Origin of the sequence: Novosphingobium sp. SG919, from assembly GCF_012932495.1 — a bacterium.
GTDB lineage: Bacteria > Pseudomonadota > Alphaproteobacteria > Sphingomonadales > Sphingomonadaceae > Novosphingobium > Novosphingobium rhizosphaerae.
The window spans coordinates 435,147-457,770 of sequence record NZ_JABCNG010000003.1 but is presented as its reverse complement, the minus strand read 5'-3'; the positions used below and the strand labels follow the sequence as shown (position 1 = coordinate 457,770).

Genomic DNA, 22,624 nt, shown 5'->3' with positions numbered 1-22,624 from the left:
ACCATGCAATGCGGCCGTTAAAGCACGCTACCATGGCCACGAACCCGCAAAGCTCGACCCTGTCGCTCACGCTCAATGGTGAACCGCGCCGTGTTGCCCCCGGCAGCATTGCCGATCTGGTGCGCCAACTCGAACTCGATCCGGCCAAGGTCGCGGTGGAACGCAACGGCGATATCGTGCCGCGTTCCACGCTCGCCCAGGTCCCGCTCGCCGATGGCGACGTGCTGGAAATCGTCCATTTCGTCGGCGGCGGCGAAGTCGATGCCCCGGTTGCCCAAGACACATGGACGGTTGCCGGCCGCACATTCCGTTCGCGCCTGATCGTGGGCACCGGCAAGTACAAGGACTTTGCCCAGAACGCCGCTGCGCTGGCCGCCTCGGGTGCGGAAATCGTGACGGTGGCGGTGCGCCGCGTCAATGTGTCGGACCCGAAGGCGCCGATGCTGACCGACTATATCGACCCACGCAAAGTCACCTATCTGCCCAACACTGCCGGGTGCTTTACCGCCGAAGACGCCATCCGCACCTTGCGCCTGGCGCGCGAGGCCGGCGGTTGGGATCTGGTCAAGCTGGAAGTGCTGGGCGAGGCGCGCACGCTCTATCCGGACATGCGTGAAACCCTGCGCGCCACCGAAGTGCTGGCCAAGGAAGGTTTCCTGCCGATGGTCTATTGCGCCGACGATCCGATCGCCGCGCGCCAGCTGGAAGAAGCCGGCGCGGTGGCGATCATGCCCTTGGGCGCGCCGATCGGTTCGGGCCTGGGCATCCAGAACAAGGTGATGATCCGCCTGATCGTGGAAGGGGCCAAGGTGCCGGTGCTGGTCGATGCCGGGGTGGGCACGGCGAGCGATGCGGCCGTGGCCATGGAACTGGGTTGCGACGGCGTGCTGATGAACACCGCCATTGCCGAAGCGAAAGACCCGATCCGCATGGCCCGCGCGATGAAGGCCGCCGTCGAGGCCGGGCGTGATGCCTATCTCGCCGGGCGCATGGCCACGCGCCGCTATGCCGACCCCTCCAGCCCGCTGGCCGGCCTGATCTGACGCGTCAGAACTGGGTGCGCAGGCCGTCGATCACGAATTGCGCGGCCAGCGCAGCCAGCAGCACGCCCAGCAGGCGGGTGACCACCGCTTCCACCTGTTCGCCCAGCACGCGGATGATCGGGCGCGCGGCAACCAGGGCAACGAAGCTCAGCACCATGACCACGCCCAGCGCGGCGAGGACCACGGCGGTTTCCTCGGTGCCATGGGCGCGCGCGGTGAGCAGCATGATCGAGGCGATCGAGCCTGGCCCGGCCAGCATCGGCATGGCCATCGGGAAAACCGAAACGTCTTCCACGTGGGGCTGGGCGTTGCGCACCTTTTCGGCGCGCTCCTCGCGCCGCTCGGTGCGCTTTTCGAACACCATGTCGAGCGCGATGAGGAACAGCATGATGCCCCCGGCAATGCGGAAGCTGGCCAGTTCGATATGCAGCGCGCCCAGCAGGTCTTCGCCAAACAGGGCAAAGACCACCAGGATGCCGGTGGCGATGAGACAGGCGCGCAGGGCCATCTGCGCCGCCTGACGCGCAGTGGCATGGGTGGTGAGCCCGGCATAGATCGGCGCGCAGCCGGGCGGATCGATCACCAGGAACAGCGTGGTGAAGGCGGACAGGAACAGTTGCAGCATGTCAGCCCCCTTGGCCCGGATGCGGCGGCGCGTCGAGACGAACAATCTCGGCCATGGTGCCGTCCTTCCACTGCCACGCGCGGAAGCGGCGGCTGCCATCGGGCAGCACCGTGCTGCGCCAGGCCAGGGTGCCGTCATTGGATTGGCCCGAGCGGCTGTCTGACCCGGCGGGCGCGTCGTCGGCCGGCACCGGGCCGGCCAGCGGACGCTGCACGATAGGCGCATTCTTGGCGGGCTTGGGTTCGGCACGGCCCTCCCCGCCATCCGGCCCTGGCCGGGCCGGGCAATCGGCCACCACGCCAACCAGGAATTCGGGCGCTTCGGGCAGATCGGCTGCCGCGCCTTCCAGCGTCAGGCGCCATTGGTACTGGCCCTTCTTGGGATGGCGCTGCCACACCGTGGCATACCAGCCGCCACCGCCCGGCGTTGCCGTCCAGCGGCCGCGGGTCAGGCCAAAACTGCCGTCGCAGGCGATCCACGCGGCATCGGGCTGATGCGGGTGGAGCGGTGGGCCTTCCTTGCGGCGCAACAGCGGCTCGGCCGCCTGGCGCGGCGGCACCACCACCTCGGCCCCTTCGGCCATGCTGGCCGCCAAGCCTTCGTGCGGGCCCTTGGCGCGCATGGCCTGGGCCATGGCGATATCGGCGCCGATCAACGCGCTGGGATTGGCGATCACGCGCACCCGCCCCCCGGCCGGCTGGGCCAGGACGGGGCAAGGGAAGCACAGGGCAAGCGCAAGAACGGCGCCAGAAGCACGAAGCAGCATGGCGCCGGTTCTATCGGATGGCGGCGTGCGGGCCAAGCAAGCACTTGACCCTGAAAATGTTACGTCAGATCGCGCCTGCGGCCAGGTCGATTCCGGCGTTGCGATAGGCCGCGACCAGCGTGTTGCGCAGCAGCACGGCAATGGTCATCGGGCCAACGCCGCCGGGCACCGGGGTGATCGCCCCGGCAACAGCCTTGGCTTCTTCATAGGCGACATCGCCGACCAGCCGGGTCTTGCCTTCCTGCGCGGCCGGAACGCGGTTGATGCCCACGTCGATCACGGTGGCGCCGGGCTTGATCCAATCGCCCTTGATCATTTCCGGCCGGCCCACGGCGGCCACCACGATATCGGCGCGGCGCACCACGTCGGGCAGGTCCTTCGTCTTGCTATGCGCGATCGTGACCGTGCAGCTTTGCGCCAGCAGGAGGGCGGCCATCGGCTTGCCCACGATGTTGGAGCGGCCAACGACCACGGCGTCGAGGCCAGCGAGATCGCCCAGCTTGTCCTGCAACAGCATCAGGCAACCCAGCGGGGTGCAGGGCACGAAACCCGCCTGCCCCACGGCAAGGCGCCCGGCGTTGGTGACGTGGAAGCCGTCCACGTCCTTGTCCGGGTTGATTGTGGCGATCACCGTCTGCTCGTCGAGATGGCGCGGCAGCGGCAATTGCACCAGGATGCCATCGACGGCGGGATCGGCGTTGAGCTGTTCGACCAGCGCCAGCAGCGTGGCTTCGTCGGTATCGGCAGGCAGCTTGTGTTCAAAGCTCGCCATGCCGGCTTCCACCGTGCTCTTGCCCTTGGATCGGACATAGACCTGGCTGGCCGGGTCTTCCCCCACCAGTACCACGGCGAGGCCCGCGCGGCGCCCGGCCTGCGCTTCGAATGCGGCAGCAAGAGTGGCGATGCGCGCGCGCAAGCCGGCCGCAAAGGCCTTTCCATCGATCACGTCAGCAGTCATGAAATCAATACCCCGAGGCAGCCAGGCCGTTGAGCAGGATGGACAGCAGCCGCAGCAGCACGATCAGCACCATCGGCGAGAAATCGATGCCGCCGGTGTTGGGCATGAAGCGGCGGATCGGCGACAGCAGCGGATCGAGAATGGCATTGAGCGCCCGCCAGATCGCGACCACCGCGTTATTGCTGGTGTTGATCACGTTGAAGCTGATCAGCAGGCTCATCACGAACTGCACGATCACGACCATGCTGACAACGCTGATCAGGTAATCGATCATCTGGACAAGGGTATAGAGCAGCACGGACAGTTCCTCTCGCGGCGGCGGTGCTGCGCTTTAGCCCAGGCTTGGGGCTTAGGGCAATCGGGTCAACGCCGCTTCCTTGCGCAAGATTTCGGTCACCGGCCAGCCGGCGCGGATCACGGCGCCGGTCACGGCGTCAGTCACGGGGCCAGGGTGGTGCTCTCGATATGCCAGCGCAGCTGTTCCGCGCTTGCGCCGGGCACGTCGTTCACGCGGCGCAGCACGACTTCCCCGTTCAGGCGGCGCGCGCCGTCGATGATGGTGACGGGCGCGGTGTAATAGATGGAGCCGGCCGCGCCTTCGGAATCGCCGGGCTGGATCGTCACGCGCGGCTGCACCAGATGGCTCCAGCGTGCGGCAAAGGCCTTGGGATCCAGCCCGCTGGCCTTGCCATAATCACCCCAGAACGCCCGGACCGAGGCCCAGTCGCGCGCCTCCACGGCGGTTCCCCAGGCGGCCAGAACTTTGCCGGGATCGCGCCGGGCATTGAGTGCGGCGGCATAGGCGGGGTTAGGCGTGGCCGTCGTCGCGTCCGCCGCGGGGGCAGGCGCGGGCTTGGACGCAGCATCGGGCGCGCTATCTTCGCTGGGCAAATCGGACGGCGCGACGATCCAGGGCGGCGGCGTCATTTCCGCGCTGTCGAGCGGGGTGGCCGAAGCCCGCGGCGCAGGATCGGGCCGCCGATCACACCCCGCGACATTGATGGCAACGGCAGAGGCGAGCGCGGTGGCGAGGCAGAAGCGGATCATGCCGCTAACCACGCGTGACCGCGCCTTTCGTTCCATTGCGCCAGCAAGCCCGGCGCTTAGCGGTGGATCAGCGTGCCCGCGCCGCGCGCGGTGAAGATTTCCAGCAGCATGGCGTGCGGCACCCTGCCATCGAGCACGACGGCCGCCTCGCACCCGGCTTCCACCGCGTGGACGCAGGTTTCCAGCTTGGGAATCATGCCGCCGCTGATCGTGCCATCGGCGGTCAGCCCGGCGATGTCCTGCGGCGTCAGGTCGGTGAGCAGGCGCTTGTCCTTGTCGAGCACGCCGGGCACGTCGGTCAGCAGGAACAAGCGCGAGGCGCCGAGCTTGGCCGCGATCGCGCCGGCCATGGTGTCGGCGTTGATATTGTAGGTATGCCCGTCCTTGCCCACGCCGATCGGCGCGATCACCGGAATGAAGCCGGCGGCGCTGGCGGTGTGGATGATCGTCGGGTCGATCTCGGTCGGTTCGCCCACGAAGCCCAGGTCCACCACCCGCTCGATGTTGCTTTCCGGGTCCTTGGTGGTGCGTTCCACCTTGGTGGCCGTCACCAGCCCCGCGTCCTTGCCCGAGATGCCGATCGCCTTGCCCCCGGCCGCCGCGATCCAGCTCACCAGTTCCTTGTTGATCTTGCCCGACAGGACCATCTCGGCCACTTCGGCCGTGGCCGCGTCGGTCACGCGCAGGCCATCGACGAAGCGCGATTCCACGCCCAGCTTTTTCAGCATGGCGCCGATCTGCGGCCCACCGCCGTGCACCACCACCGGATTCACGCCCACGGCCTTCAAGAGCACGATGTCCTGCGCGAAATCGTGCGCGGCATCGGGATCGCCCATGGCATGGCCGCCATACTTGACCACGAAAGTCTTGCCGGCATAGCGCTGGAGATAGGGCAGCGCCTCGGTCAGCGTTTCCGCCTTGGCGAGCATGCTGGTGCGATAGGAGTCGGTCTGATCGATGTTCGTGGCCATGATGGCGGCGCCTTAGACCCCTTGCCGCGAATTTGAAGTGAATAATTGATTCAGGCGCGATCCAGCTTGCGCCCCAGCCGCACCGCCAGCCAGATCAAGGGCGGCACCATCAGGGTGGACAGCAGCAGCTTGGCACCCAGTTGCCCGGTCATCAGCGCACCGATCGGCAGGGGGTGCCCATCGGCGCCATGTTCGCCCCAGAACGAAAGCGTGATGAACAGCACGGTATCGGCCACCTGGCTGAGCAGGCTGGCCAGCCACGCGCGCAGCATCAGGCGCTGGCCCTGCCCGCCGCCGATGCGGGCAAAGACATGGACGTTGAGAGTTTGCGACACACCATAGGAAATGAGGCCGGCGAGTTGCATCCGCGCGCCCTGGCCCAGCACCGTGGCAAAGGCGTCCTGCCCCTGCCAGAACGGCGCGGGCGGCACGGCATGGATCACCAGGGTCAGCAGCACCATCGACACGACAAGCGGGATGAACCCCAGCCGCACCAGCATGTTGGCGGCTTTCTGCCCATAGAGTTCGGCCGTGGTGCTCGACAGCACGACCAGCAGCAGAAAGCAGAAAATGCCCGATTCGACGGCAAGATCGCCCAGGATCGGCCAGTGCCCGAGGCTGGCGATCTTGGCCCCCAGGACCCCGGCAAGCACGACCAGGCCGCCATAGAGCAGGGAGAAAACAAACAGAGCGCGGGGCAGGGAGACGGTTTGCGGCGCGGACGACAGCGCGGATGGGAGCATCTTTTCCATCGTCTGCCTCTATCCTGATTTTGACGCGGCGCCAAATATGGTTAGGAACGAAACTGTCTAGCACTTCCTAATTCCCCCAATAGCGGAGTTGGCCTCCCCGCCATGCGCATCCTTTCCAGTCTTGGCGGCATGGCGCTGCTGTTTGCCATCGCGTTCCTGCTATCGTCCAACCGCCGCGCAATCCGCTGGCGGGTGGTGCTGCCGGCCTTTGCGCTTCAGGCCGGGCTGGCCGCGCTGGTGCTGAGTTTCCCGCCGGGCAAGGCAGCCCTGCAGGGCGCGGCCCATGCGGTGGAACAGCTTCTCTCCTACTCGCGCGCCGGGGTGGAATTCGTGTTCGGCAACCTCGCCAATCCCGACATGGGCGGCAAGAGCGTGGCCATCGCCGTGCTGCCGCCGATCGTGTTCTTTGCCGCGTTGATTTCCATCCTCTATTACCTGGGCATCATGCCGCTGGTGATCCGCTGGATCGGTGGCGCGCTGGAAAAGGTCACCGGGATCAGCCGGGTGGAATCGCTGTGCGCGGCCGCCAACATCTTCGTCGGGCAAAGCGAATCGCCCTTGGTGATCCGCCCCTATCTCGCTGCGTTGACCCCCAGCCAGATCTTCACGGTGATGAGCGTGGGCATGGCGGGCGTGGCCGGCACGATCCTGGCCGCCTATGCCGGGCTGGGCGTGCGGGTGGATTACCTGGTGGCGGCTGCGTTCATGTCGGCCCCCGGTGGCGTGTTCATGGGCAAACTGATCATGCCCGATGCGCCGCCGCTGCACGATGGCGGCCATGGCGATACCGCGCTGACCAACCCGCACATCAAGCCTTCGCTGGAAGAAGCACCGGAAGAACAGCGCCCCGCCAACCTGATCATGGCCGCCGCCCAAGGCGCGCAGACCGGCGTCAAGCTGGCCGTGGCGGTGGGCGCGATGCTGCTCGCCTTCGTGGCGCTGATCGCGCTGGCCAATGGCATGCTGGGCTGGGCCGGTGGTTTCTTCGGCCATCCCGGGCTGACCTTCCAGCAGATCCTGGCGCCGATCTTTGCGCCGGTGTTCCTGCTCCTGGGCGCGCCCAACTGGGCCGAGGCGATGCAGGCGGGCGGCCTGTTCGGCACCAAGATCGTGCTCAACGAATTCGTCGGCTTCATCGATCTGCAAGAGGCCAAGGGCCTGTCCGACCACACCATCGCGATCGTCACTTTCGCGCTGTGCGGCTTTGCCAATTTCTCGTCGATTGCCATCCAGATGGCGGTGACCGGTGGCCTTGCCCCCAACCAGCGCCCGGTGATCGCGCGCCTGGGCATCAAGGCCCTGTGCGCCGGCGCGCTGTCCAACCTGATGAGCGCGGCGTTGGCGGGGCTGTTCCTGTCCTTGTGAGCGGCTGGGGCCCCTGCCCTTCGAACAGCTCAGGGCGGACGGAAATGGAGAAATTCTCTCCTGAAATCCCGTTCGGGCTGAGCCTGGCGAAGCCCACGGCGCAATACCTCAGCTATTGGCCTCGCGCTTCAATTCATAAAGCAGATCCAGCGCCGCACGGGGGGACAGCGCATCGATGTCGAGCGCGTTGAGCTTTTCGCGCAGGGCATCCACCTTGTCCTCGGCCGCCTCGATCGCGGCGGCAAACAGCGGCAGGTCGTCCAGCCCGGCAGCCAGCCCGCCGGTGGCGGCACGGCCCTTTTCCAGCTTGTCGAGTACGCCGCGCGCGCGCTTCACCACGGCTTCGGGCACGCCGGCCAGGCGCGCGACGGCGAGGCCATAGGACTTGTCGGCCGGGCCCTGCGCCAATTCGTGCAGCAGGACGAGATCGCCCTTCCATTCGCGCGCCCGCACATGGTGCAGCGAGAGCGCGGGGCAGGTTTCGGCCAGGCGCTGCATCTCGTGGTAATGGGTGGCGAACAGGCAGCGGCTGCGGTTCACTTCGTGCACCGCTTCGGCCACGGCCCAGGCCAGGGCCAGGCCATCGTAAGTAGACGTGCCGCGCCCCACTTCATCGAGGATCACGAAACTGCGCGGCCCGGCCTGTTGCAGGATCGCGGCGGTTTCGACCATTTCCACCATGAAGGTGGAGCGGCCACGCGCCAGGTTGTCGCTCGCGCCGACGCGGCTGAACAGCCGGTCGACCAGGCCCACCGTGGCGCTTTGCGCCGGCACATAACTGCCCGCCTGGGCCAGCAGCACGATCAGCGCGTTCTGCCGCAGGAACGTGGACTTGCCGCCCATGTTGGGCCCACCCACCAGCCACAGCCGGTCGGTTTCGCCAAGCTGGCAATCGTTGGCCACGAACCGCTCACCCGCCTTGGCCAGTGCAGCTTCGACCACGGGGTGACGGCCACCCTCGATCGCCAGCACTGGTGCTTCGACCACTTGGGGCAGGCACCAGCCGCCTTCGCTCGCGCGCTCGGCGTGGCTGGCGGCCACGTCGATCCGGGCGAGCGCGGCGGCGGTGGCGGCAATGCCTTCGCGCGCAGCCACGGCATGGGCGATCAGGTCTTCGAAATGGGCTTCCTCGGCCGCCAGGGCATGCCCGCCCGCTTCGGCAATGCGGCTGGCTTCCTCGTGCAGCGCAAGGGCGTTGAAGCGCACCGCGCCGGCCATCGTCTGGCGATGGGTGAAGCCCGAATCCGGCGCCATCAGCCGGTCGGCATGGCGGGCCGGCACTTCGATGAAATAGCCCAGCACGCCGTTATGGCGGATCTTGAGCGCGGCGATGCCAGTCTCGTCGCGGTATTTGGCTTCTAACGCCGCGATCGCGCGGCGCGAATTGCCCGCCGCCAGGCGCAGTTCGTCAAGGCCCGCGTCATAACCTTCGGCAATGAACCCGCCCTGGCTGCGCTCGGTGGGCGGCGTGGGCACCAGGGCGCGGGCAAACAGGTCCACCAAGGCGCCGTGGCCGGCCAGGTGTGGCAGCAGGGCGCGCACCAGTGCCGGGCAATCGGCGCGCTGGGCCAGGGCATCGTGCAGATGCCGCGCCTGCGCCAGGCCATCGCGCAGTTGCCCCAGGTCGCGCGGGCTCCCTCGCCCGGCAACCACGCGGCCCAGGGCGCGGCCCAGGTCGGGCACGGTGCGCAAGGCGCCGCGCACGTCGGCGCGCAGGATCGGATCATCGCCCAGCCACTGCACGGTTTCCAGGCGGGCGCGGATTGGCGCCAGATCGAGCAGCGGGGCGGCAAGGTCTTCGGCCAGCAGGCGCGCGCCCGCGCCGGTGACGCAGCGATCCACCGCATCGGCCAGGCTGCCCTTGCGCGTGCCCGACGACGAAACCAGCACTTCCAGGCTGGCGCGCGTCGCCTCGTCCATGGCCATGTGCGCGTCGGCACCGCGCGCCACCGGCGGCAGCAGCAGCGGCAGCCGCCCACGGCCGACATGGTCGAGATAGGCGATCAGGCCGCCAGCCGCCGCCAGCATGGCGCGGCCGAACATGCCGAAGCCATCGAGCGTGGCCACGCCGTGCAGCTCTTTCAGCCGCGCTTCGCCCGTCGCGCTGTCGAACGTGCGGCCGTGGCGGGGCACGGCGTCGAGTGGCGCCTCGGTCCAATCCTCTGGCGCCACGATTTCGCGCGCACCCAGCCGCGCCAGCGCGGCGCCCAGCCGGTCGGGCGGGCATTCCTCAAGCTCCATCCGCCCGGTGGAAATGTCGCACGAGGCCAGGCCCACCGTGTCGCGCAGCGGGCAAACCGCCGCCAGTACGTTGGATTCGCGCGGATTGAGCAGCGCTTCCTCGGTGAGCGTTCCGGCGGTGACGAAGCGCACGATATCGCGCGCCACCAGCGTCTTGGACCCGCCGCGCTTTTTCGCCTCTTCCGGGCTTTCGACCTGTTCGGCAATCGCCACGCGGCAGCCGGCGCGGATCAGGCGGGCGAGATAGCTTTCCGCCGAATGCACCGGCACGCCGCACATCGGGATCGGCGCGCCACCGTGTTCGCCCCGGCTGGTCAGCGCAATGTCCAGGATCTGGGCAGCCTGGCGGGCATCGTCGAAGAACAGTTCGAAGAAATCGCCCATGCGATAGAACAGCAGGCAATCGGGGGCCTGGTCCTTGAGCGCAAGATATTGCGCCATCATCGGCGTGGGTGCGGGGGTGGCAGGCATAGCCCCTTTGGCTAGCCCAGGTCCGGCCCATTCTCAAACCCGCGTGCCCGCCTTATGAACAGGTGCACGGCTCCCCATTGCCGGGGCGGCGTGATAAGGGCATGGCCGCCCGTTGCCGAGGCAGTAGCAAAAGAGACCCGATGCAAGTTCCCGAGAAGCGGACCTGGTTCGACCTTGATTGGCGCGTGGATGGCCTGCCCTGGCTATCGATTCCGGCGATCGTGCTGGGCACGCTACTGATCTGCGCGCCGTTCCTGCTGGTGGATGTGCCACCGCTGATCGACGTGCCCGGCCACATGGGTGCCGCCGCGATCGAGGCCGCCGGGCCCGACAGCCCGCTGGGCAAGTACCTGGGCTTCAAGTGGGTGTTCACCCTCAACATCGGCGGCGACGTGCTGATGAAAGTGCTGGGCGCGCCGCTCGGTGTGCTGGCGGCCGGGTGGTGGAGCACCGTGATCGCCACTGCCCTTTTCGCCGGCGGATGCCTGGCCACGGTGCGCGTGGTCAATGCGCGCGGCGGGCATGGTGCGCCCTGGGCACTGATGTGGGTGTTCAGCTTTCCGCTGCTGACCGGCTTCCTCAACTATATCCTGGGCACGGGCCTGTCGCTCTGCGCCTTTGCTGCGGCGGTGGCCCTGGAAAGCCGCCCGCGCGACCGTGCCGGGCTGCTCGTGGTGGCGCAGCCGCTGGCCATGCTGTGCCACGCCATCGGCGGATTGCTGCTGGCCGTGCTGGTTGGCGCCAATGCCTTTGGCCGCGAGGTGGACAACCTGCCCAAGGGCTGGTGGCGCCCGTCGCGCTGGCGCAGCGTGATTGCCACCCACGATTGGAAAGCGGCCGCCATGCGGCTGGTCGTGCTGTGCTGGCCGTTGCTCGCCACGGTGCTGACGATCGTGTTGTGGAAGCTGTTCTCGCCCTCTCCGGCGCGCAGCCTCAACACCTGGCGGTGGGACCAGAAGGGCATGTGGCTGGGCATCACCCTGCGCGACCAGTCCTTCACGCTCGATGCGATCACCACGGGTGCGGCCTATCTTCTCCTGCTGGGCGGGGCGTTCCTGGGCGGGCGGTGGAACTGGCAGCGCGGGTTGCCGGGGCTTTGCGTGCTGATCCTCTACGTGGTCATCCCCAGCGACATCAACGGCAGCGCGTTTGTCGACGTACGCCTGCTGCCGCCGGCGATGATGCTGCTGCTCGGCCTGCAGGACTGGAGCGGCGCACGCCCGCGCGTGGCGCGCCTGGTGGCCTATAGCGGGCTGATCCTGCTGGGCCTGCGCACGGTGGTGACAGCCGCCAGCTTCGTCGATTACGCCGACGATTATCGCCAGCAGCTTTCCGCGCTCGAGCATATCGAGCCCGGCAGCCGCGTGCTGACTTTCGTTGAGCATTCGTGCCTGGAGGAATCCTGGCGCAACACCCGGCGCGACCACCTCGCCAGCCTGGCCAGCGTCTATCGCCAGGCCTGGGTGAACGACAACTGGGCCGTGCCCGGCCTGCACATGGTGGTGCCGCGATTCCGCCCGGCCCGCAACTTTGCGGCCGATCCTTCGGAATTCGTGTGGTCGCGCGGCTGCGCCGGCGGGCGGTTGCGCTCGATCGACTCGGCGCTGCGCTTTGCCCCGGTGGAGCGCGTGGACTATGTCTGGCTGATCGACACCGGGCTGCCCCGCAACCCCGACCCGCGCCTGCGGTTGGTATGGCAACAGGGGCGCAGCCTGCTGTTCGCCGTGCGGCCCCTGGGCTTCCCCACCTGGCAACCCCGCGATTTATGAGGGTTCATTTCTAAGGCGCTCAAGCCTTCCCTCGCGCATTCGAATGTGCAAGGGGCTATGGAGTTTCTAGTCTGCCGGGAGTGCGCCAATGTCCGAGGAAAGCAACGTCCGTTTCACCGAACGCGAGGCGCTTTTCTATCACAACACCATCCGGCCCGGGAAAATCGAGATCATCGCCTCGAAGCCCATGGCCACGCAGCGCGACTTGAGCCTGGCCTATTCGCCGGGCGTCGCGGTGCCGGTGCTGGCGATCGCCGAAAACCCCGCCACGGCCTATGACTATACCGCCAAGGGCAACCTGGTGGCGGTGATTTCCAACGGGACGGCCATCCTGGGCCTGGGCAACCTGGGCGCGCTGGCCTCCAAGCCGGTGATGGAAGGCAAGGCGGTGCTGTTCAAGCGCTTTGCCGATGTCGACTCGATCGACATCGAGCTGGCCACCGAAGATCCCGAAGCCTTCATCGAGGCGGTCGCCCTGATGGAGCCCAGCTTTGGCGGCATCAACCTGGAAGACATCAAGGCCCCGGAATGCTTCATCATCGAGCAGGCCCTGCGCGAGCGCTTGAAGATTCCGGTGATGCACGATGACCAGCACGGCACCGCGATCATCACCGCGGCCGGCCTGCTCAATGCCTGCCACCTGACCGGCCGCGCGATGTCGGAAGTGAAAGTGGTGGTCAATGGCGCAGGCGCCGCTGCGATCGCCTGCACCGAACTGATCAAGGCCATGGGCGTGCGCCACGACAACGTGATCATGTGCGATCGTTCCGGCACGATCTATCGCGGCCGCACCGACAGCATGGACCAGTGGAAGAGCGCGCACGCGGTCGATACCCCGGCGCGCAGCCTGGAAGAAGCGCTCGATGGCGCCGACATCTTCCTGGGCCTTTCCGCGGCCGACGCACTCAAGCCCGAATGGGTCAAGAAGATGGCGCCGCAGCCGATCATCTTCGCCATGGCCAACCCCGATCCCGAGATCAATCCCAACGCGGCCAAGGCCGTACGCCCGGATTGCGTGATCGCCACCGGCCGCTCAGACTATCCCAACCAGGTCAACAACGTCCTGGGCTTCCCCTATATCTTCCGTGGCGCGCTCGATGTGCAGGCCATGGCGATCAACGAGGAAATGAAGATCGCGGCCGCCACCGCGATTGCCGAACTCGCGCGCGAGCCGGTGCCCGAAGAAGTGGCCGCCGCCTATGGCAAGAACCACCAGTTCGGCCTGGACTACATCATTCCCGCGCCGTTCGATCCGCGCCTGATGGAAGTGGTGTCTTCGGCCGTGGCCAAGGCCGCGATGGATTCGGGCGTGGCGCGCAAGCCGATCGAGGATTTCGAAACCTATCGCGAAACCCTCAAGGCCCGCCTCAACCCCACCACGTCGGTGCTCACCAACGTCTATGCCAGCGTGAAGCAGAACCCCAAGCGGGTCGTCTTTGCCGAAGCGGAGCAGGAAGTGGTGCTGCGCGCCGCGATCCAGTACCGCGATTTCGGCTATGGCACGCCGGTGCTGGTCGGCCGCACCCAGGGCGTGCTCGACAAGCTGTCGGAACTGGGCGTGTCCAACCCGTCGAGCTTCGAGATCCACAACTCGAACGTGTCGCCGCTGGTGGAAGACATGGTCGCCTACCTCTATCCGCGCCTGCAGCGCCGCGGCTATCTGGAACGCGACGTGCGCCGCATGGTCAACAACGATCGCAACGTGTTCGCCTCGCTGCTGCTGGCGCTGGGCCATGCCGATGCGATGATCACCGGCACCACGCGTCCGTTTGCCCAGACGATGAAGGAAATCCGCCGCGTCCTGGGGCCCAAGCCCGGTCACCTGCCGTTCGGCGTGCACCTGCTGGTGGGCAAGAACCAGACCGTGTTCCTGGCCGATACCACGGTCAACGAACGCCCCAACGCGGAAGAACTGGCCGACATCGCCATCGAAACCGCCGCGGTTGCGCGCCGCATGGGCCACGAACCGCGCGTCGCGTTCCTGTCCTATTCCACGTTCGGCAATCCCTATGGCAAGTGGCTCGATGCGCTGCGTGATGCCGTCGCCATTCTCGACGAGCGCAAACCCGGGTTCGAATACGAAGGCGAAATGGCGCCCGATGCCGCACTCAACCCGCGCATCATGCAGACCTATCCGTTCTGCCGCCTGTCGGGACCGGCCAACGTGCTGATCATGCCGGGCCTGCAATCGGCCAATATCTCGGCCAAGCTGCTGCGCGAACTGGGCGGCAACGCCATGATCGGGCCGATGCTGCTCAACATGGAAAAGCCGGTGCAGATCGCCCCGATGACCGCGACTGCGCCCGACCTGCTCACGCTGGCCGTGCTCGCTGCGGCGGGCATCACTGCCTAGAGCATTTTCAAGGCAGGTGGGATCACCTGCCGACTCGGAAAATGCGGCAAATCAAACGGTAGAGCGCCGGCTTTGACGCAGTCAAAGTCGATCGCGCTCTAAGCGGGCAACACCCCGCGGATCTGCAGCCAGCTTGTGCGCCAGGACGGGCACAAGCTGGCTGCCGTTGCCGGAGCGGCCAAGCACGACCGCCCCGGCATAATCCGCCCAGGAATGGGCCCTGCCCTCACACCAGCCCGGCAGTCTGCGCCAGCAGCCATGCGCCGATGGCGATGAACAGCGCGGCGGCTACCAGGCGCACCAGGCTCATCGGCACGCGGGCGATCAGCGCGTTGCCCAGGAACACGGCCGGCACGTTGGCCAGCATCATGCCCAGCGTGGTGCCCGCAGTCACCGCCACGGCATCGTGGAAGCGGGCGCCCAGCGCGATCGTGGCAACCTGGGTCTTGTCACCCATTTCCACCAGGAAGAACGCAACAAGCGTGGTGAGGAATGCGCCGAAACGCGCAGGCCGGGTGCTGGCATCGTCTTCGTCCAGCTTGTCGGGCACCAGGGTCCACAGGCCCATGGCGATAAAGCCGGCGGCAATGGCATAGCGAAACCACAATCCATCCAGCAGGTCGGCGGCGACCATGCCGACCAGCGCGGCCAGGAAATGGTTGACCATCGTGGCTGCCAGGATGCCGAGCACGATCGGCATCGGCTTTTTGAAGCGGGTGGCCAGAACGATGGCAAGAAGCTGCGTCTTGTCGCCGATTTCCGCCAGCGCGACGACAGCGGTGGAGGTCGTGAACGCCTCGAACAAGGGTGCCATGGTGATATGATCCGGGGCCAGGCGAAACCAAGACAAACGACAACGCGCAAATCCGCCCGGCCGAGCGATTCGCGTGCTGTCATTTGGTCTTGCCCGCAGCAGGCCTATCCGGCCTGCCTCTGCCCGCGCCATGGCCTCTCGACCAAGCATGTTGACGCTGGGCGCCGCACGGCTTGTGCGGTGGCTACTCCCCAAGTGACGTGCGGCGGCCGTTACGGCGCCTTGCCGCTGCTGGCAAGGCGTTTTTCACAACGTGCCAGGATCGCACGCTTTTCCGCCGGCTCGGCGTGATACCATGCGGTGATTTCGGTGATCGTGCGCGCGCATCCCCGGCATAGCGCGCTGGCCGGATCGATCGCGCAGACGCCGGTGCATGGGCTGGGTGGCGCTTCCATCGCATGGCCATAGGCCTGGCATGCCCGGCGCGCAATTTCCTTGCGCAGCGCAGCATTTGCCCCTAAGGCCGTGCCCAGCAGGTGCGATGCGCCCGCTGCCCATGCCCTTAGGGGCCATGTGCGCAGCAGGTGACAGAGGCCCGGGCAAGCGTGAGATCGACCGTTTCGGAAACGATCCGCCCCGGCCGCGCGCATCGTGCCCCACCCGCCTCCCTTTATCACGCAAGGGGTCGCATGTTCGACCCTTGCCGCACGCGGCCCGTCGCCCACTGGCGATCGGCCGTGGGAGGCTTTGAAAAGCACTGGAACTCCATGTCCTATTTTTCCGACCTTGGCCTGGCCGAGCCGATTCTTCGCGCGCTTGAGACCAAGGGCTACAACGATCCAACCCCAATTCAGCAGCAATCCATTCCGGCCCTGCTGGAAGGGCGCGATCTGCTGGGCATTGCCCAGACCGGCACCGGCAAGACCGCCGCGTTCTCGCTGCCTTCGCTGCACCGCCTGGCCGCCGATCCCCAGCCGCGCAAGCCGGCGTCGTGCCGCATGCTCGTGCTGTCGCCCACGCGCGAACTGGCCGCGCAGATTGCCGACAACATGAAGGGCTATGCCAAGAACCTCAAGCTGTCGGTCGATTGCGTGTTCGGTGGCATTCCCATCAGCAAGCAGGCCCGCCGCCTGGTGCCGGGTGTCGACGTGCTGGTGGCCACCCCTGGCCGCCTGCTCGACCTGATCGACAACCGCGCGCTGACCTTGGGCCGGGTGGAAATCTTCGTGCTGGACGAAGCCGACCAGATGATGGACCTGGGCTTCATCCACGCACTCAAGCGGGTGGCCAACCTGCTGCCGGCCAAGCGCCAGAGCCTGTTCTTTTCCGCCACCATGCCCAAGTCGATCGAAGACCTGGGCAAGCAGTTCATCAAGAACCCGGTGCGCGTCGAAGTGGCCCCGCAATCGACCACGGTCGAACGCGTCGAACAGTTCGTCAGCTTCCTCAACCAGCCCGAAAAGCAGGCGCTGCTGTCGCTGACCGTGCGCCGCCTGCTTGCTGAAAAGCAGCTCGATCGCGGCATCGTGTTCACCCGCACCAAGCACGGTGCCGATCGCGTGGCCCGCAATCTGGCCGCCGCCGGCATCGATGCGCGCGCCATCCATGGCAACAAGAGCCAGGCCCAGCGCACCGCTGCGCTGGAGGCATTCCGCCAGGGTTCGTGCCCGATCCTGGTGGCGACCGACATCGCCGCGCGCGGCATCGACGTTTCGGGGGTGAGCCACGTGTTCAACTTCGAACTGCCCAACGTGCCCGAACAATATGTCCACCGCATCGGCCGCACCGCGCGCGCCGGGGCCGATGGCGTGGCGATCAGCTTCTGCGCGCCCGACGAAAAGCCCTACCTGCGTGATATCGAACGCCTCACCAAGGTGAAGCCCGCTGTCATGCCGCTGCCGGAAAACTTCCTGGCCGATGCCGCACGCCTGCCCGCGCCCAGCCGCCGCCCGGCGGATGAAGAACACGAAGCACGCCGTGACCATGGCCGGGGTCGCCCCGGTGCCGGTCGTGGTGAAGGCGGCCGCAGCGATGGCGGTCGTCGCGATGGTGGCCGTGGTGACGGCGCACGCCGCGATGGCGGGCGCAGCCAGCCGGCCCGCGGCGATGCCCCGCGCCGTGACGGCACGGCCGCGCCGCGCCCCGAACGCCGCCCTGACGAGCGCGTGGCGGCCGATCGCAACGGCCAGGACCGTCGCCGCGAGGCGCCGCGCGGCGATGGCGCCAAGCGCGTCGATGCGCCCCGCGCCGACAATGCCCGGCACGAAGCCACCGGCGAAGCGGCGGCCAAGCGCCGCTTCCGCCCGCGTGGCCCCGCCACCACCGGCCAGCACCGCAACAAGGTGCGCCGCGTGGTCTGATCGCTTGGGTCATGCGGCCTGAACAACGACCCTGAACATGGGGGCGCGCGCCAATCGGCACGCGCCCCTTTTCATTGGCAGCTGGCGGCGCGGGAACCAAGCGAACCCGGCTGCATTCTGGCCACGGGCGCGCGACGCCATTTTTCGATCGGGCCGCGCGGGAAGGGTTTCCATGCAATCGACCAAGCTGACCGCGTTGGGCCGCGATGCCCGGGTCAATCGCTTCATTCTCACGCTGCTTTCGATCGGATTTGCCGCTTTGCTCGCCGGCCTTGGCGCGGCGCTGTGGACGCAGCAGCGCAACACCGACAGCGAGCGCTGGGTGGCCCATACGCTGGAAGTGCAGGCGCGCATCGGCGCCTTTGCCAGCAAGGCCGAACGCATGGAAACCGCGCGGCGCGGACGCCTGCTGAGCGACGATCCCGCCTTCAATGGCCTGTTCGACCAGGCGCTGGCCAGCGCCGTGGCCGATCTTGACGTGCTGCAGAAAAAGACCCTCGACAATGCCACGCAGGCCGCCAACATTCGCGTGATGCGCCAGTTGCTGACCGACTATGTCGTGGCAGAACGGGCCGAGCGTGGCCGGGGCCGGAAAGCGCAGATCGCGCTGCGCCAAGACTTCTTCAACGATCCCGTGGTCGTGCACATCCGGCAGATCCGCAAGGCGGCCGATGCCATGGCCGACGAAGAGCGCAACCTTTTGCGCCAGCGCGAAGCGACGCAGACGCAGAACCTGCGCACGTTCAACCTGGTCCTGGCGGCAATCTGCCTGCTGATCCTGGCCGTGGCCAGCGCCACGATCCTGCTGGTGCGGCGCACGCTGCGCGAATTGCGGGCCTCGCGCCTCGAACTGAGCGCGCTCAACCTCGATCTTGAGCGCCTGGTCGATTCACGCACCACCGAATTGCAGCGTGCCAATGCCGAAATCCAGCGCTTTGCCTATATCGTGAGCCACGACCTGCGCTCCCCGCTGGTCAATGTCATGGGCTTTACCGCCGAACTCGAAGCGGCCACGAAAGTGATTGCCCGCTCGCTCGATGATCCGGCACAGCCCGGCGCGACGACGCCTTCCAAGGAAGACGTGCGCCGGGCCGTTGCCGAAGACCTGCCCGAGGCGATCGGCTTCATCCGCAGTTCCACCCAGAAGATGGACCGGCTGATCAACGCCATCCTGCGCCTCTCGCGCGAAGGGCGGCGCACCCTGGCGCCCGAGGCGCTGGACCTCAACGTGGTGGTGCGCTCCATCGCCGATTCCATCCAGCACCGGCTGATGGAAACCGGCACGGCCCTGACCATCGCGCCACTGCCCACCGTGACGAGCGACCGCACCGCGGTGGAACAGATCCTGTCCAACCTCATGGAAAACGCGCTCAAGTACCTGCAGCCTGGCCGTCCGGGTGAAATCCACATCAGCGGCAAGGCTGTGCGCGGGCGCGCCATCATCGAAGTGACCGACAACGGGCGCGGCATCGATCCGCGCGATCACGAGCGCATCTTCGACCTTTTCCGGCGCTCTGGCGTGCAGGACCAGCCAGGCGAAGGCATTGGCCTTGCGCATGTTCGCGCGCTTGCCTATCGCCTGGGCGGTGTGATCGAGGTGGTATCGGAACTGGGCCAAGGGGCTACATTCCGTGTCAATCTTCCGATCGAATGGAAAGGCGCGGAAAGCAATGGATAACCAACGTCCGGTCAACATCGTGATGATCGAAGACGACGAGGGCCATGCCCGTCTGATCGAGAAGAATATCCGCCGGGCGGGTATTTCCAACACGATCCACCATTTCGTCGATGGCACTTCGGCGCTCGCGTTCCTGCTGGACGGCGAACACGGCCCCAGCCACAACGGCCCCGCGCTGGTGCTGCTCGATCTCAACCTGCCCGACATGAGCGGGATCGATATCCTTGCCCGGATCAAGAGCGATGCAGGCCCGCTGCGCCGCACGCCGGTGGTTGTGCTGACCACCACCGACGACAAGGTGGAGATCCAGCGCTGCTACGACCTGGGCTGCAACGTCTACATCACCAAACCGGTCAATTATGAAAGCTTTGCCGATGCGATCCGGCAGCTTGGCCTGTTCCTCTCGGTTATCCAGATACCGAGTGCGGAGGAGGTTTGACCCAACAGACCCCGCGCATTCTCTACATCGACGACGACGAGGGGCTAAGGCGTCTCGTGGCGCGTGTGCTGGCGCGCAAGGGTTATGACGTCACCACCGCAGCCAGCGGAGATGAAGGCGTTGCGCTGACCACGCGCGAACGGTTCGATCTGGTTGCCGTCGATCACTACATGCCCGGCCGGGATGGCCTGTCCACGCTGGAAGCCTTGCGCGCGCTGCCTGATTGCCCGCCTGTGGTCTATGTCACCGGGTCGGAGGAAAGCCGGATTGCCGTGGCCGCGCTCAAGGCCGGGGCGCAAGACTATGTGGTCAAGGCGGTGGGCGAGGATTTCTTCGACCTTCTCGCCCAGAGTTTCGAGCAAGTGCTGGAAGCGGCCGCCCTGCGCGGCGCGCGCGATCGCGCCGAACAGGATCTGCGCGCCAGCAATGCCCGGCTGGAAACGCTGCTGCGCGAAGTGAACCACCGCGTGGCCAACAACCTGCAGATGGTCATGGCGTTCGTTTCGATGCAGGCGCGCAGCGTGGACAACGAGGCCGCGCGCGACGCGCTGCACCGCGCCCACCAACGCATTGCCACGATCGCCCAGGTCAACCGCCGCCTCTATACCACCAACGACGTGGAATTCGTGGCGATCGACGAATATCTCGCGGCCCTGGCGTCCGACATGGGCGATGCCTGGTCCGCCCAGCGGCCGCGCACGGTAACCGTGCACGCCGATCCGGTGCGGCTCAAGACCGATCTGGCCGTGACCATCGGCCTGGCGACCAATGAACTGGTCGGCAATGCCTGCAAATACGCCTATCCGGCCGATGAGGAAGGCGAAGTGCGCGTCACCCTGCACGTGGCGCCCGCCGAAGACGATGCCGCGCCGCACCTGACGCTGTGCGTGGAAGACGACGGCCAGGGCATGCCCGCCGACGGCGCTGTCCAGGGCACCGGCCTTGGCACGCGGCTGATCGACGCGCTCACGCGGTCGCGCGGGGCGAAGCTGGTGCACGGCGCGGCCCATCAAGGCAAAGCGCGGCCGGGCACCCGTGCCTGCCTGACGCTGAAACTGGCCAGCGACGACTTGTGCCTTGCCGAGACACAGCCCCTGGATTTCGATATCTAGCGCTTGCCGGCAGGTCTATTCGTGATACTCATGCTATTACGAATAAACTCCCTATCATTTCTGACGCCGAAAGAGGCCGGTAATGGGCAAAAAGCGCAAGCGTCAGGCGGAAAAAGCCGCCGATGAAGGTTTTGCCGGAGCAGTAATGGCCCTGCTGGGCCAAGCCATGGGGGATTCGGCGGTGGCCCGCTGCACCCTGTCGATCGACAAGATCGCCGGCCTGGCGCGCCTCGCCACCAGCGCCGCCGATGGCCGTACGGCCACGCGGGACATCATCGGCCCCGGCCTCACTCTGCCCGAACCGGTTGCCGATGCGCCCGAAGCGCCCGCGGCATTGGCCGGGCGTGGCGCGGCGGCGCGAGCGGCGCGCGATGCGTCCATCGTCGCCCTGGCGGCCCGCGGCCTGACCCAGACCGAGACGGCGCGCGTGCTTTCGGTATCCCAGGCGCTGGTGTCCAAAGTGCTGCGCGCGTCAGCCCAGGATCGTCAACCCAGGGCCGCTGGGCGCGCGGATCAGTAATCGATCGCCCAGGTGGCGCAGGCCGGATCAGCGGCCACCACCTGGCGGCGCAGCGCGGCGCGCGCCAGCCGCTCCACCTCCACCTTGCGACGCGCGGCCGCCAGCGGCAGGCTGGGCGCGGGCCGCAGGATTTCCGCGTCATAACCATCGGCCACGATGATCCCGCAGGCTTCGGGCAGAAAAGCCGGGTCGTTAAGCACGCCGCGATCCAGGTGCGGCGCCAGCCCCCAATAGAACCGATCACAATGATCCAGGTATTCAGGCCACTTGGCATCGCCCAGCAGATCGGCGCGGCTGACCTTGATTTCCACGATCACCACCCGCCCCTTGCCATCGATGCCCATCAGATCGGCGCGGCGGCCATTGCGCAGCGGCATTTCCGCCAGGCACCAGATATCGTTGCGGGCAAACAGCCGGGCAATCCCGCGCGCAACCGCAGCGGCATCGGCCAGCGCCGGCACGGCCGCCGCATCAACAGGTGGCACGGGCGAGGAAGGGGCGAGAATCGAATCGGGCATGGCGCCAGATTAGGAACATAATGCGAACAGGTAAAGCCGCGCCGCCTATCGCTGCGGCTTGAGATTGAGCGGCGGGATCAATTCGAGCAGCGTGGCGCGGGCAGTGTCGAATTCCTGCCACAGCACTTGCGCGGCGCGGCGCAGCCCATCGGGCGGCGTCCGTCCCTGCGCGGCCAGCAGCGCGCGCAGTCCGGGTTGCAGGATCGCGGCCAGATCCTCGATCCCCTGGCGCGCGCGTTCGGCCCGCCATCCACCGGTGGAGCGCATGATCGCCGGGAAGTTTCGCACATCGGGGCGCAGCGGTTCGGGCCCGCGCCCGGCAAGCATGGCCACGGCGCGGGCCGCTTCGTGCAGCGCGATCCATACCGTGTCGAGCGGCGAAGTGCCCGCGGCCCGCGCCCGCGCGACCAGGCGATCGGCACCCAGCACGTCGGGCGCGCCGACCGGCAGCGCCTGGCCCGGCGCGGCATGGCCTGTCGCCGCCTGGCGGAACGACTGGAAGGGAGGCTGTTCCATGCGGAAAGGCTAGGGTGCGACTGTTAACGGATTCCTAATTTTGTGCCGTGTGTTTGCCCCGCCCGCCAGCGCTGCAAAAAGCGCTGGCAAGCCCCGCCCCGCGCTGCTAGGGCGCCTCCTCACGCACCCGTAGCTCAGCTGGATAGAGTACTGCCCTCCGAAGGCAGGGGTCACAGGTTCGAATCCTGTCGGGTGCGCCATTTCCCCCCTTTCATCGGCAAGACAAGGGCTTGGGCCAAGTGCCCGGGCTGTGGCGTCATGCGCAGGCGCGCGCTCTGCGACTGTACCCCGCGTATTTGTGCTTAAGCCGATCCGAAAACAAATTCACCGTTAACACGGCATGTCGGCACGCGAATGAAGTTCAGC

General features: G+C 67.0%; 21 protein-coding genes and 1 tRNA gene. 10 read left to right on the top strand and 12 right to left on the bottom strand.

Annotation, left to right across the window (positions count from 1 at the left end; all coding sequences use genetic code 11):
• Positions 1–32 precede the first annotated feature (32 nt).
• Positions 33–1,043, top strand: a complete 1,011-nt coding sequence (gene thiS, locus FHT19_RS15070) for a sulfur carrier protein ThiS (protein ID WP_168555626.1) — start codon at positions 33–35, stop codon at positions 1,041–1,043.
• Between the two features lie 4 nt (positions 1,044–1,047).
• Here the strand turns inward: thiS and FHT19_RS15065 are convergent, their stop codons facing one another.
• The 7 genes from FHT19_RS15065 to FHT19_RS15035 all read right to left on the bottom strand — a co-directional run bounded on the left by FHT19_RS15065 (position 1,048) and on the right by FHT19_RS15035 (position 6,162).
• On the bottom strand, positions 1,048–1,668 hold the full coding sequence (locus FHT19_RS15065) for a MarC family protein (RefSeq protein ID WP_168555627.1): 621 nt from the start codon (positions 1,666–1,668) through the stop codon (positions 1,048–1,050).
• A gap of 1 nt (position 1,669) precedes the next feature.
• Positions 1,670–2,434: a hypothetical protein gene (locus FHT19_RS15060; protein WP_169475748.1), complete on the bottom strand. Its 765-nt coding sequence runs from the start codon at positions 2,432–2,434 to the stop codon at positions 1,670–1,672.
• Positions 2,435–2,498: 64 nt separating this feature from the next.
• Positions 2,499–3,392 (bottom strand): bifunctional methylenetetrahydrofolate dehydrogenase/methenyltetrahydrofolate cyclohydrolase FolD, encoded by an 894-nt coding sequence (folD, locus tag FHT19_RS15055; RefSeq protein ID WP_169475747.1) that lies wholly within the window; start codon positions 3,390–3,392, stop codon positions 2,499–2,501.
• 4 nt (positions 3,393–3,396) lie between these two features.
• A complete protein-coding gene (locus tag FHT19_RS15050) occupies positions 3,397–3,690 on the bottom strand; it encodes a YggT family protein (protein WP_168555630.1) in 294 nt (97 codons plus the stop codon).
• 140 nt (positions 3,691–3,830) lie between these two features.
• Positions 3,831–4,439, bottom strand: coding sequence for a hypothetical protein (locus FHT19_RS15045; protein ID WP_169475746.1), 609 nt, complete (start codon positions 4,437–4,439; stop codon positions 3,831–3,833).
• A gap of 56 nt (positions 4,440–4,495) precedes the next feature.
• Positions 4,496–5,410: an acetylglutamate kinase gene (gene argB, locus FHT19_RS15040; RefSeq protein ID WP_168555632.1), complete on the bottom strand. Its 915-nt coding sequence runs from the start codon at positions 5,408–5,410 to the stop codon at positions 4,496–4,498.
• Positions 5,411–5,460: 50 nt separating this feature from the next.
• Positions 5,461–6,162: a queuosine precursor transporter gene (locus FHT19_RS15035; protein ID WP_248290486.1), complete on the bottom strand. Its 702-nt coding sequence runs from the start codon at positions 6,160–6,162 to the stop codon at positions 5,461–5,463.
• Between the two features lie 102 nt (positions 6,163–6,264).
• Between FHT19_RS15035 and FHT19_RS15030 the strand changes: the two genes are divergently transcribed.
• Entirely contained in the window at positions 6,265–7,527 is a 1,263-nt protein-coding gene (locus FHT19_RS15030) for a NupC/NupG family nucleoside CNT transporter (protein WP_168555633.1), read from the top strand.
• A gap of 108 nt (positions 7,528–7,635) precedes the next feature.
• Here the strand turns inward: FHT19_RS15030 and mutS are convergent, their stop codons facing one another.
• Entirely contained in the window at positions 7,636–10,212 is a 2,577-nt protein-coding gene (mutS, locus tag FHT19_RS15025; protein ID WP_169475820.1) for a DNA mismatch repair protein MutS, read from the bottom strand.
• A 167-nt stretch (positions 10,213–10,379) separates the two neighbouring features.
• Here mutS and FHT19_RS15020 point away from each other — a divergent pair, with 167 nt between their 5' ends.
• Positions 10,380–12,008 carry a hypothetical protein gene (locus FHT19_RS15020; RefSeq protein ID WP_168555634.1) on the top strand — a complete coding sequence of 543 codons (1,629 nt, stop codon included), beginning with the start codon at positions 10,380–10,382 and terminating at the stop codon, positions 12,006–12,008.
• Positions 12,009–12,096: 88 nt separating this feature from the next.
• The gene (locus tag FHT19_RS15015; RefSeq protein WP_168555635.1) at positions 12,097–14,361 is read left to right on the top strand and encodes an NADP-dependent malic enzyme; all 2,265 of its coding nucleotides are present in this window, start codon (positions 12,097–12,099) and stop codon (positions 14,359–14,361) included.
• A gap of 226 nt (positions 14,362–14,587) precedes the next feature.
• Here the strand turns inward: FHT19_RS15015 and FHT19_RS15010 are convergent, their stop codons facing one another.
• Positions 14,588–15,175 carry a TMEM165/GDT1 family protein gene (locus FHT19_RS15010; RefSeq protein ID WP_168555636.1) on the bottom strand — a complete coding sequence of 196 codons (588 nt, stop codon included), beginning with the start codon at positions 15,173–15,175 and terminating at the stop codon, positions 14,588–14,590.
• Between the two features lie 212 nt (positions 15,176–15,387).
• Positions 15,388–15,570 carry a DUF1289 domain-containing protein gene (locus FHT19_RS15005; RefSeq protein WP_169475745.1) on the bottom strand — a complete coding sequence of 61 codons (183 nt, stop codon included), beginning with the start codon at positions 15,568–15,570 and terminating at the stop codon, positions 15,388–15,390.
• A 312-nt stretch (positions 15,571–15,882) separates the two neighbouring features.
• On the opposite strand from FHT19_RS15005, the gene FHT19_RS15000 reads away from it, so the two are divergent.
• The 5 genes from FHT19_RS15000 (at position 15,883) to FHT19_RS14980 (ending at position 21,224) form a co-directional block, all read left to right on the top strand.
• Complete coding sequence (locus FHT19_RS15000) at positions 15,883–17,475, top strand: DEAD/DEAH box helicase (protein WP_169475744.1); 1,593 nt, start codon at positions 15,883–15,885, stop codon at positions 17,473–17,475.
• A 172-nt stretch (positions 17,476–17,647) separates the two neighbouring features.
• Entirely contained in the window at positions 17,648–19,153 is a 1,506-nt protein-coding gene (locus FHT19_RS14995) for a sensor histidine kinase (RefSeq protein ID WP_169475743.1), read from the top strand.
• The gene (locus FHT19_RS14990) at positions 19,146–19,592 is read left to right on the top strand and encodes a response regulator (protein ID WP_169475742.1); all 447 of its coding nucleotides are present in this window, start codon (positions 19,146–19,148) and stop codon (positions 19,590–19,592) included. Before FHT19_RS14995 ends, FHT19_RS14990 begins: the two co-directional genes overlap by 8 nt.
• On the top strand, positions 19,589–20,704 hold the full coding sequence (locus FHT19_RS14985; RefSeq protein ID WP_169475741.1) for a response regulator: 1,116 nt from the start codon (positions 19,589–19,591) through the stop codon (positions 20,702–20,704). Before FHT19_RS14990 ends, FHT19_RS14985 begins: the two co-directional genes overlap by 4 nt.
• A gap of 82 nt (positions 20,705–20,786) precedes the next feature.
• On the top strand, positions 20,787–21,224 hold the full coding sequence (locus FHT19_RS14980) for a hypothetical protein (protein ID WP_169475740.1): 438 nt from the start codon (positions 20,787–20,789) through the stop codon (positions 21,222–21,224).
• On the opposite strand, the gene FHT19_RS14975 is transcribed toward FHT19_RS14980, so the two are convergent.
• Together FHT19_RS14975 and FHT19_RS24435 are read right to left on the bottom strand one after the other, a co-directional pair.
• The gene (locus tag FHT19_RS14975; RefSeq protein WP_169475739.1) at positions 21,218–21,742 is read right to left on the bottom strand and encodes an MmcB family DNA repair protein; all 525 of its coding nucleotides are present in this window, start codon (positions 21,740–21,742) and stop codon (positions 21,218–21,220) included. The two genes, FHT19_RS14980 and FHT19_RS14975, sit on opposite strands and share 7 nt — an antisense overlap.
• Before the next feature lie 45 nt (positions 21,743–21,787).
• On the bottom strand, positions 21,788–22,258 hold the full coding sequence (locus FHT19_RS24435; RefSeq protein ID WP_246866051.1) for a hypothetical protein: 471 nt from the start codon (positions 22,256–22,258) through the stop codon (positions 21,788–21,790).
• Positions 22,259–22,381: 123 nt separating this feature from the next.
• On the opposite strand from FHT19_RS24435, the gene FHT19_RS14965 reads away from it, so the two are divergent.
• Positions 22,382–22,458: transfer RNA gene (locus FHT19_RS14965), tRNA-Arg, on the top strand.
• The last annotated feature ends 166 nt before the right edge of the window (positions 22,459–22,624 follow it).

Coding starts and splice junctions, on each gene's coding strand:
- thiS (WP_168555626.1), top strand. CDS start 33: ATGGCCACGAACCCGCAAAGCTCGACCCTGTCGCTCACGCTCAATGGT.
- FHT19_RS15065 (WP_168555627.1), bottom strand. CDS start 1,668: ATGCTGCAACTGTTCCTGTCCGCCTTCACCACGCTGTTCCTGGTGATC.
- FHT19_RS15060 (WP_169475748.1), bottom strand. CDS start 2,434: ATGCTGCTTCGTGCTTCTGGCGCCGTTCTTGCGCTTGCCCTGTGCTTC.
- folD (WP_169475747.1), bottom strand. CDS start 3,392: ATGACTGCTGACGTGATCGATGGAAAGGCCTTTGCGGCCGGCTTGCGC.
- FHT19_RS15045 (WP_169475746.1), bottom strand. CDS start 4,439: ATGATCCGCTTCTGCCTCGCCACCGCGCTCGCCTCTGCCGTTGCCATC.
- argB (WP_168555632.1), bottom strand. CDS start 5,410: ATGGCCACGAACATCGATCAGACCGACTCCTATCGCACCAGCATGCTC.
- FHT19_RS15035 (WP_248290486.1), bottom strand. CDS start 6,162: ATGGAAAAGATGCTCCCATCCGCGCTGTCGTCCGCGCCGCAAACCGTC.
- FHT19_RS15030 (WP_168555633.1), top strand. CDS start 6,265: ATGCGCATCCTTTCCAGTCTTGGCGGCATGGCGCTGCTGTTTGCCATC.
- mutS (WP_169475820.1), bottom strand. CDS start 10,212: ATGATGGCGCAATATCTTGCGCTCAAGGACCAGGCCCCCGATTGCCTG.
- FHT19_RS15020 (WP_168555634.1), top strand. CDS start 10,380: ATGCAAGTTCCCGAGAAGCGGACCTGGTTCGACCTTGATTGGCGCGTG.
- FHT19_RS15015 (WP_168555635.1), top strand. CDS start 12,097: ATGTCCGAGGAAAGCAACGTCCGTTTCACCGAACGCGAGGCGCTTTTC.
- FHT19_RS15010 (WP_168555636.1), bottom strand. CDS start 15,175: ATGGCACCCTTGTTCGAGGCGTTCACGACCTCCACCGCTGTCGTCGCG.
- FHT19_RS15005 (WP_169475745.1), bottom strand. CDS start 15,570: ATGGAAGCGCCACCCAGCCCATGCACCGGCGTCTGCGCGATCGATCCG.
- FHT19_RS15000 (WP_169475744.1), top strand. CDS start 15,883: ATGTCCTATTTTTCCGACCTTGGCCTGGCCGAGCCGATTCTTCGCGCG.
- FHT19_RS14995 (WP_169475743.1), top strand. CDS start 17,648: ATGCAATCGACCAAGCTGACCGCGTTGGGCCGCGATGCCCGGGTCAAT.
- FHT19_RS14990 (WP_169475742.1), top strand. CDS start 19,146: ATGGATAACCAACGTCCGGTCAACATCGTGATGATCGAAGACGACGAG.
- FHT19_RS14980 (WP_169475740.1), top strand. CDS start 20,787: ATGGGCAAAAAGCGCAAGCGTCAGGCGGAAAAAGCCGCCGATGAAGGT.
- FHT19_RS14975 (WP_169475739.1), bottom strand. CDS start 21,742: ATGCCCGATTCGATTCTCGCCCCTTCCTCGCCCGTGCCACCTGTTGAT.
- FHT19_RS24435 (WP_246866051.1), bottom strand. CDS start 22,258: ATGGAACAGCCTCCCTTCCAGTCGTTCCGCCAGGCGGCGACAGGCCAT.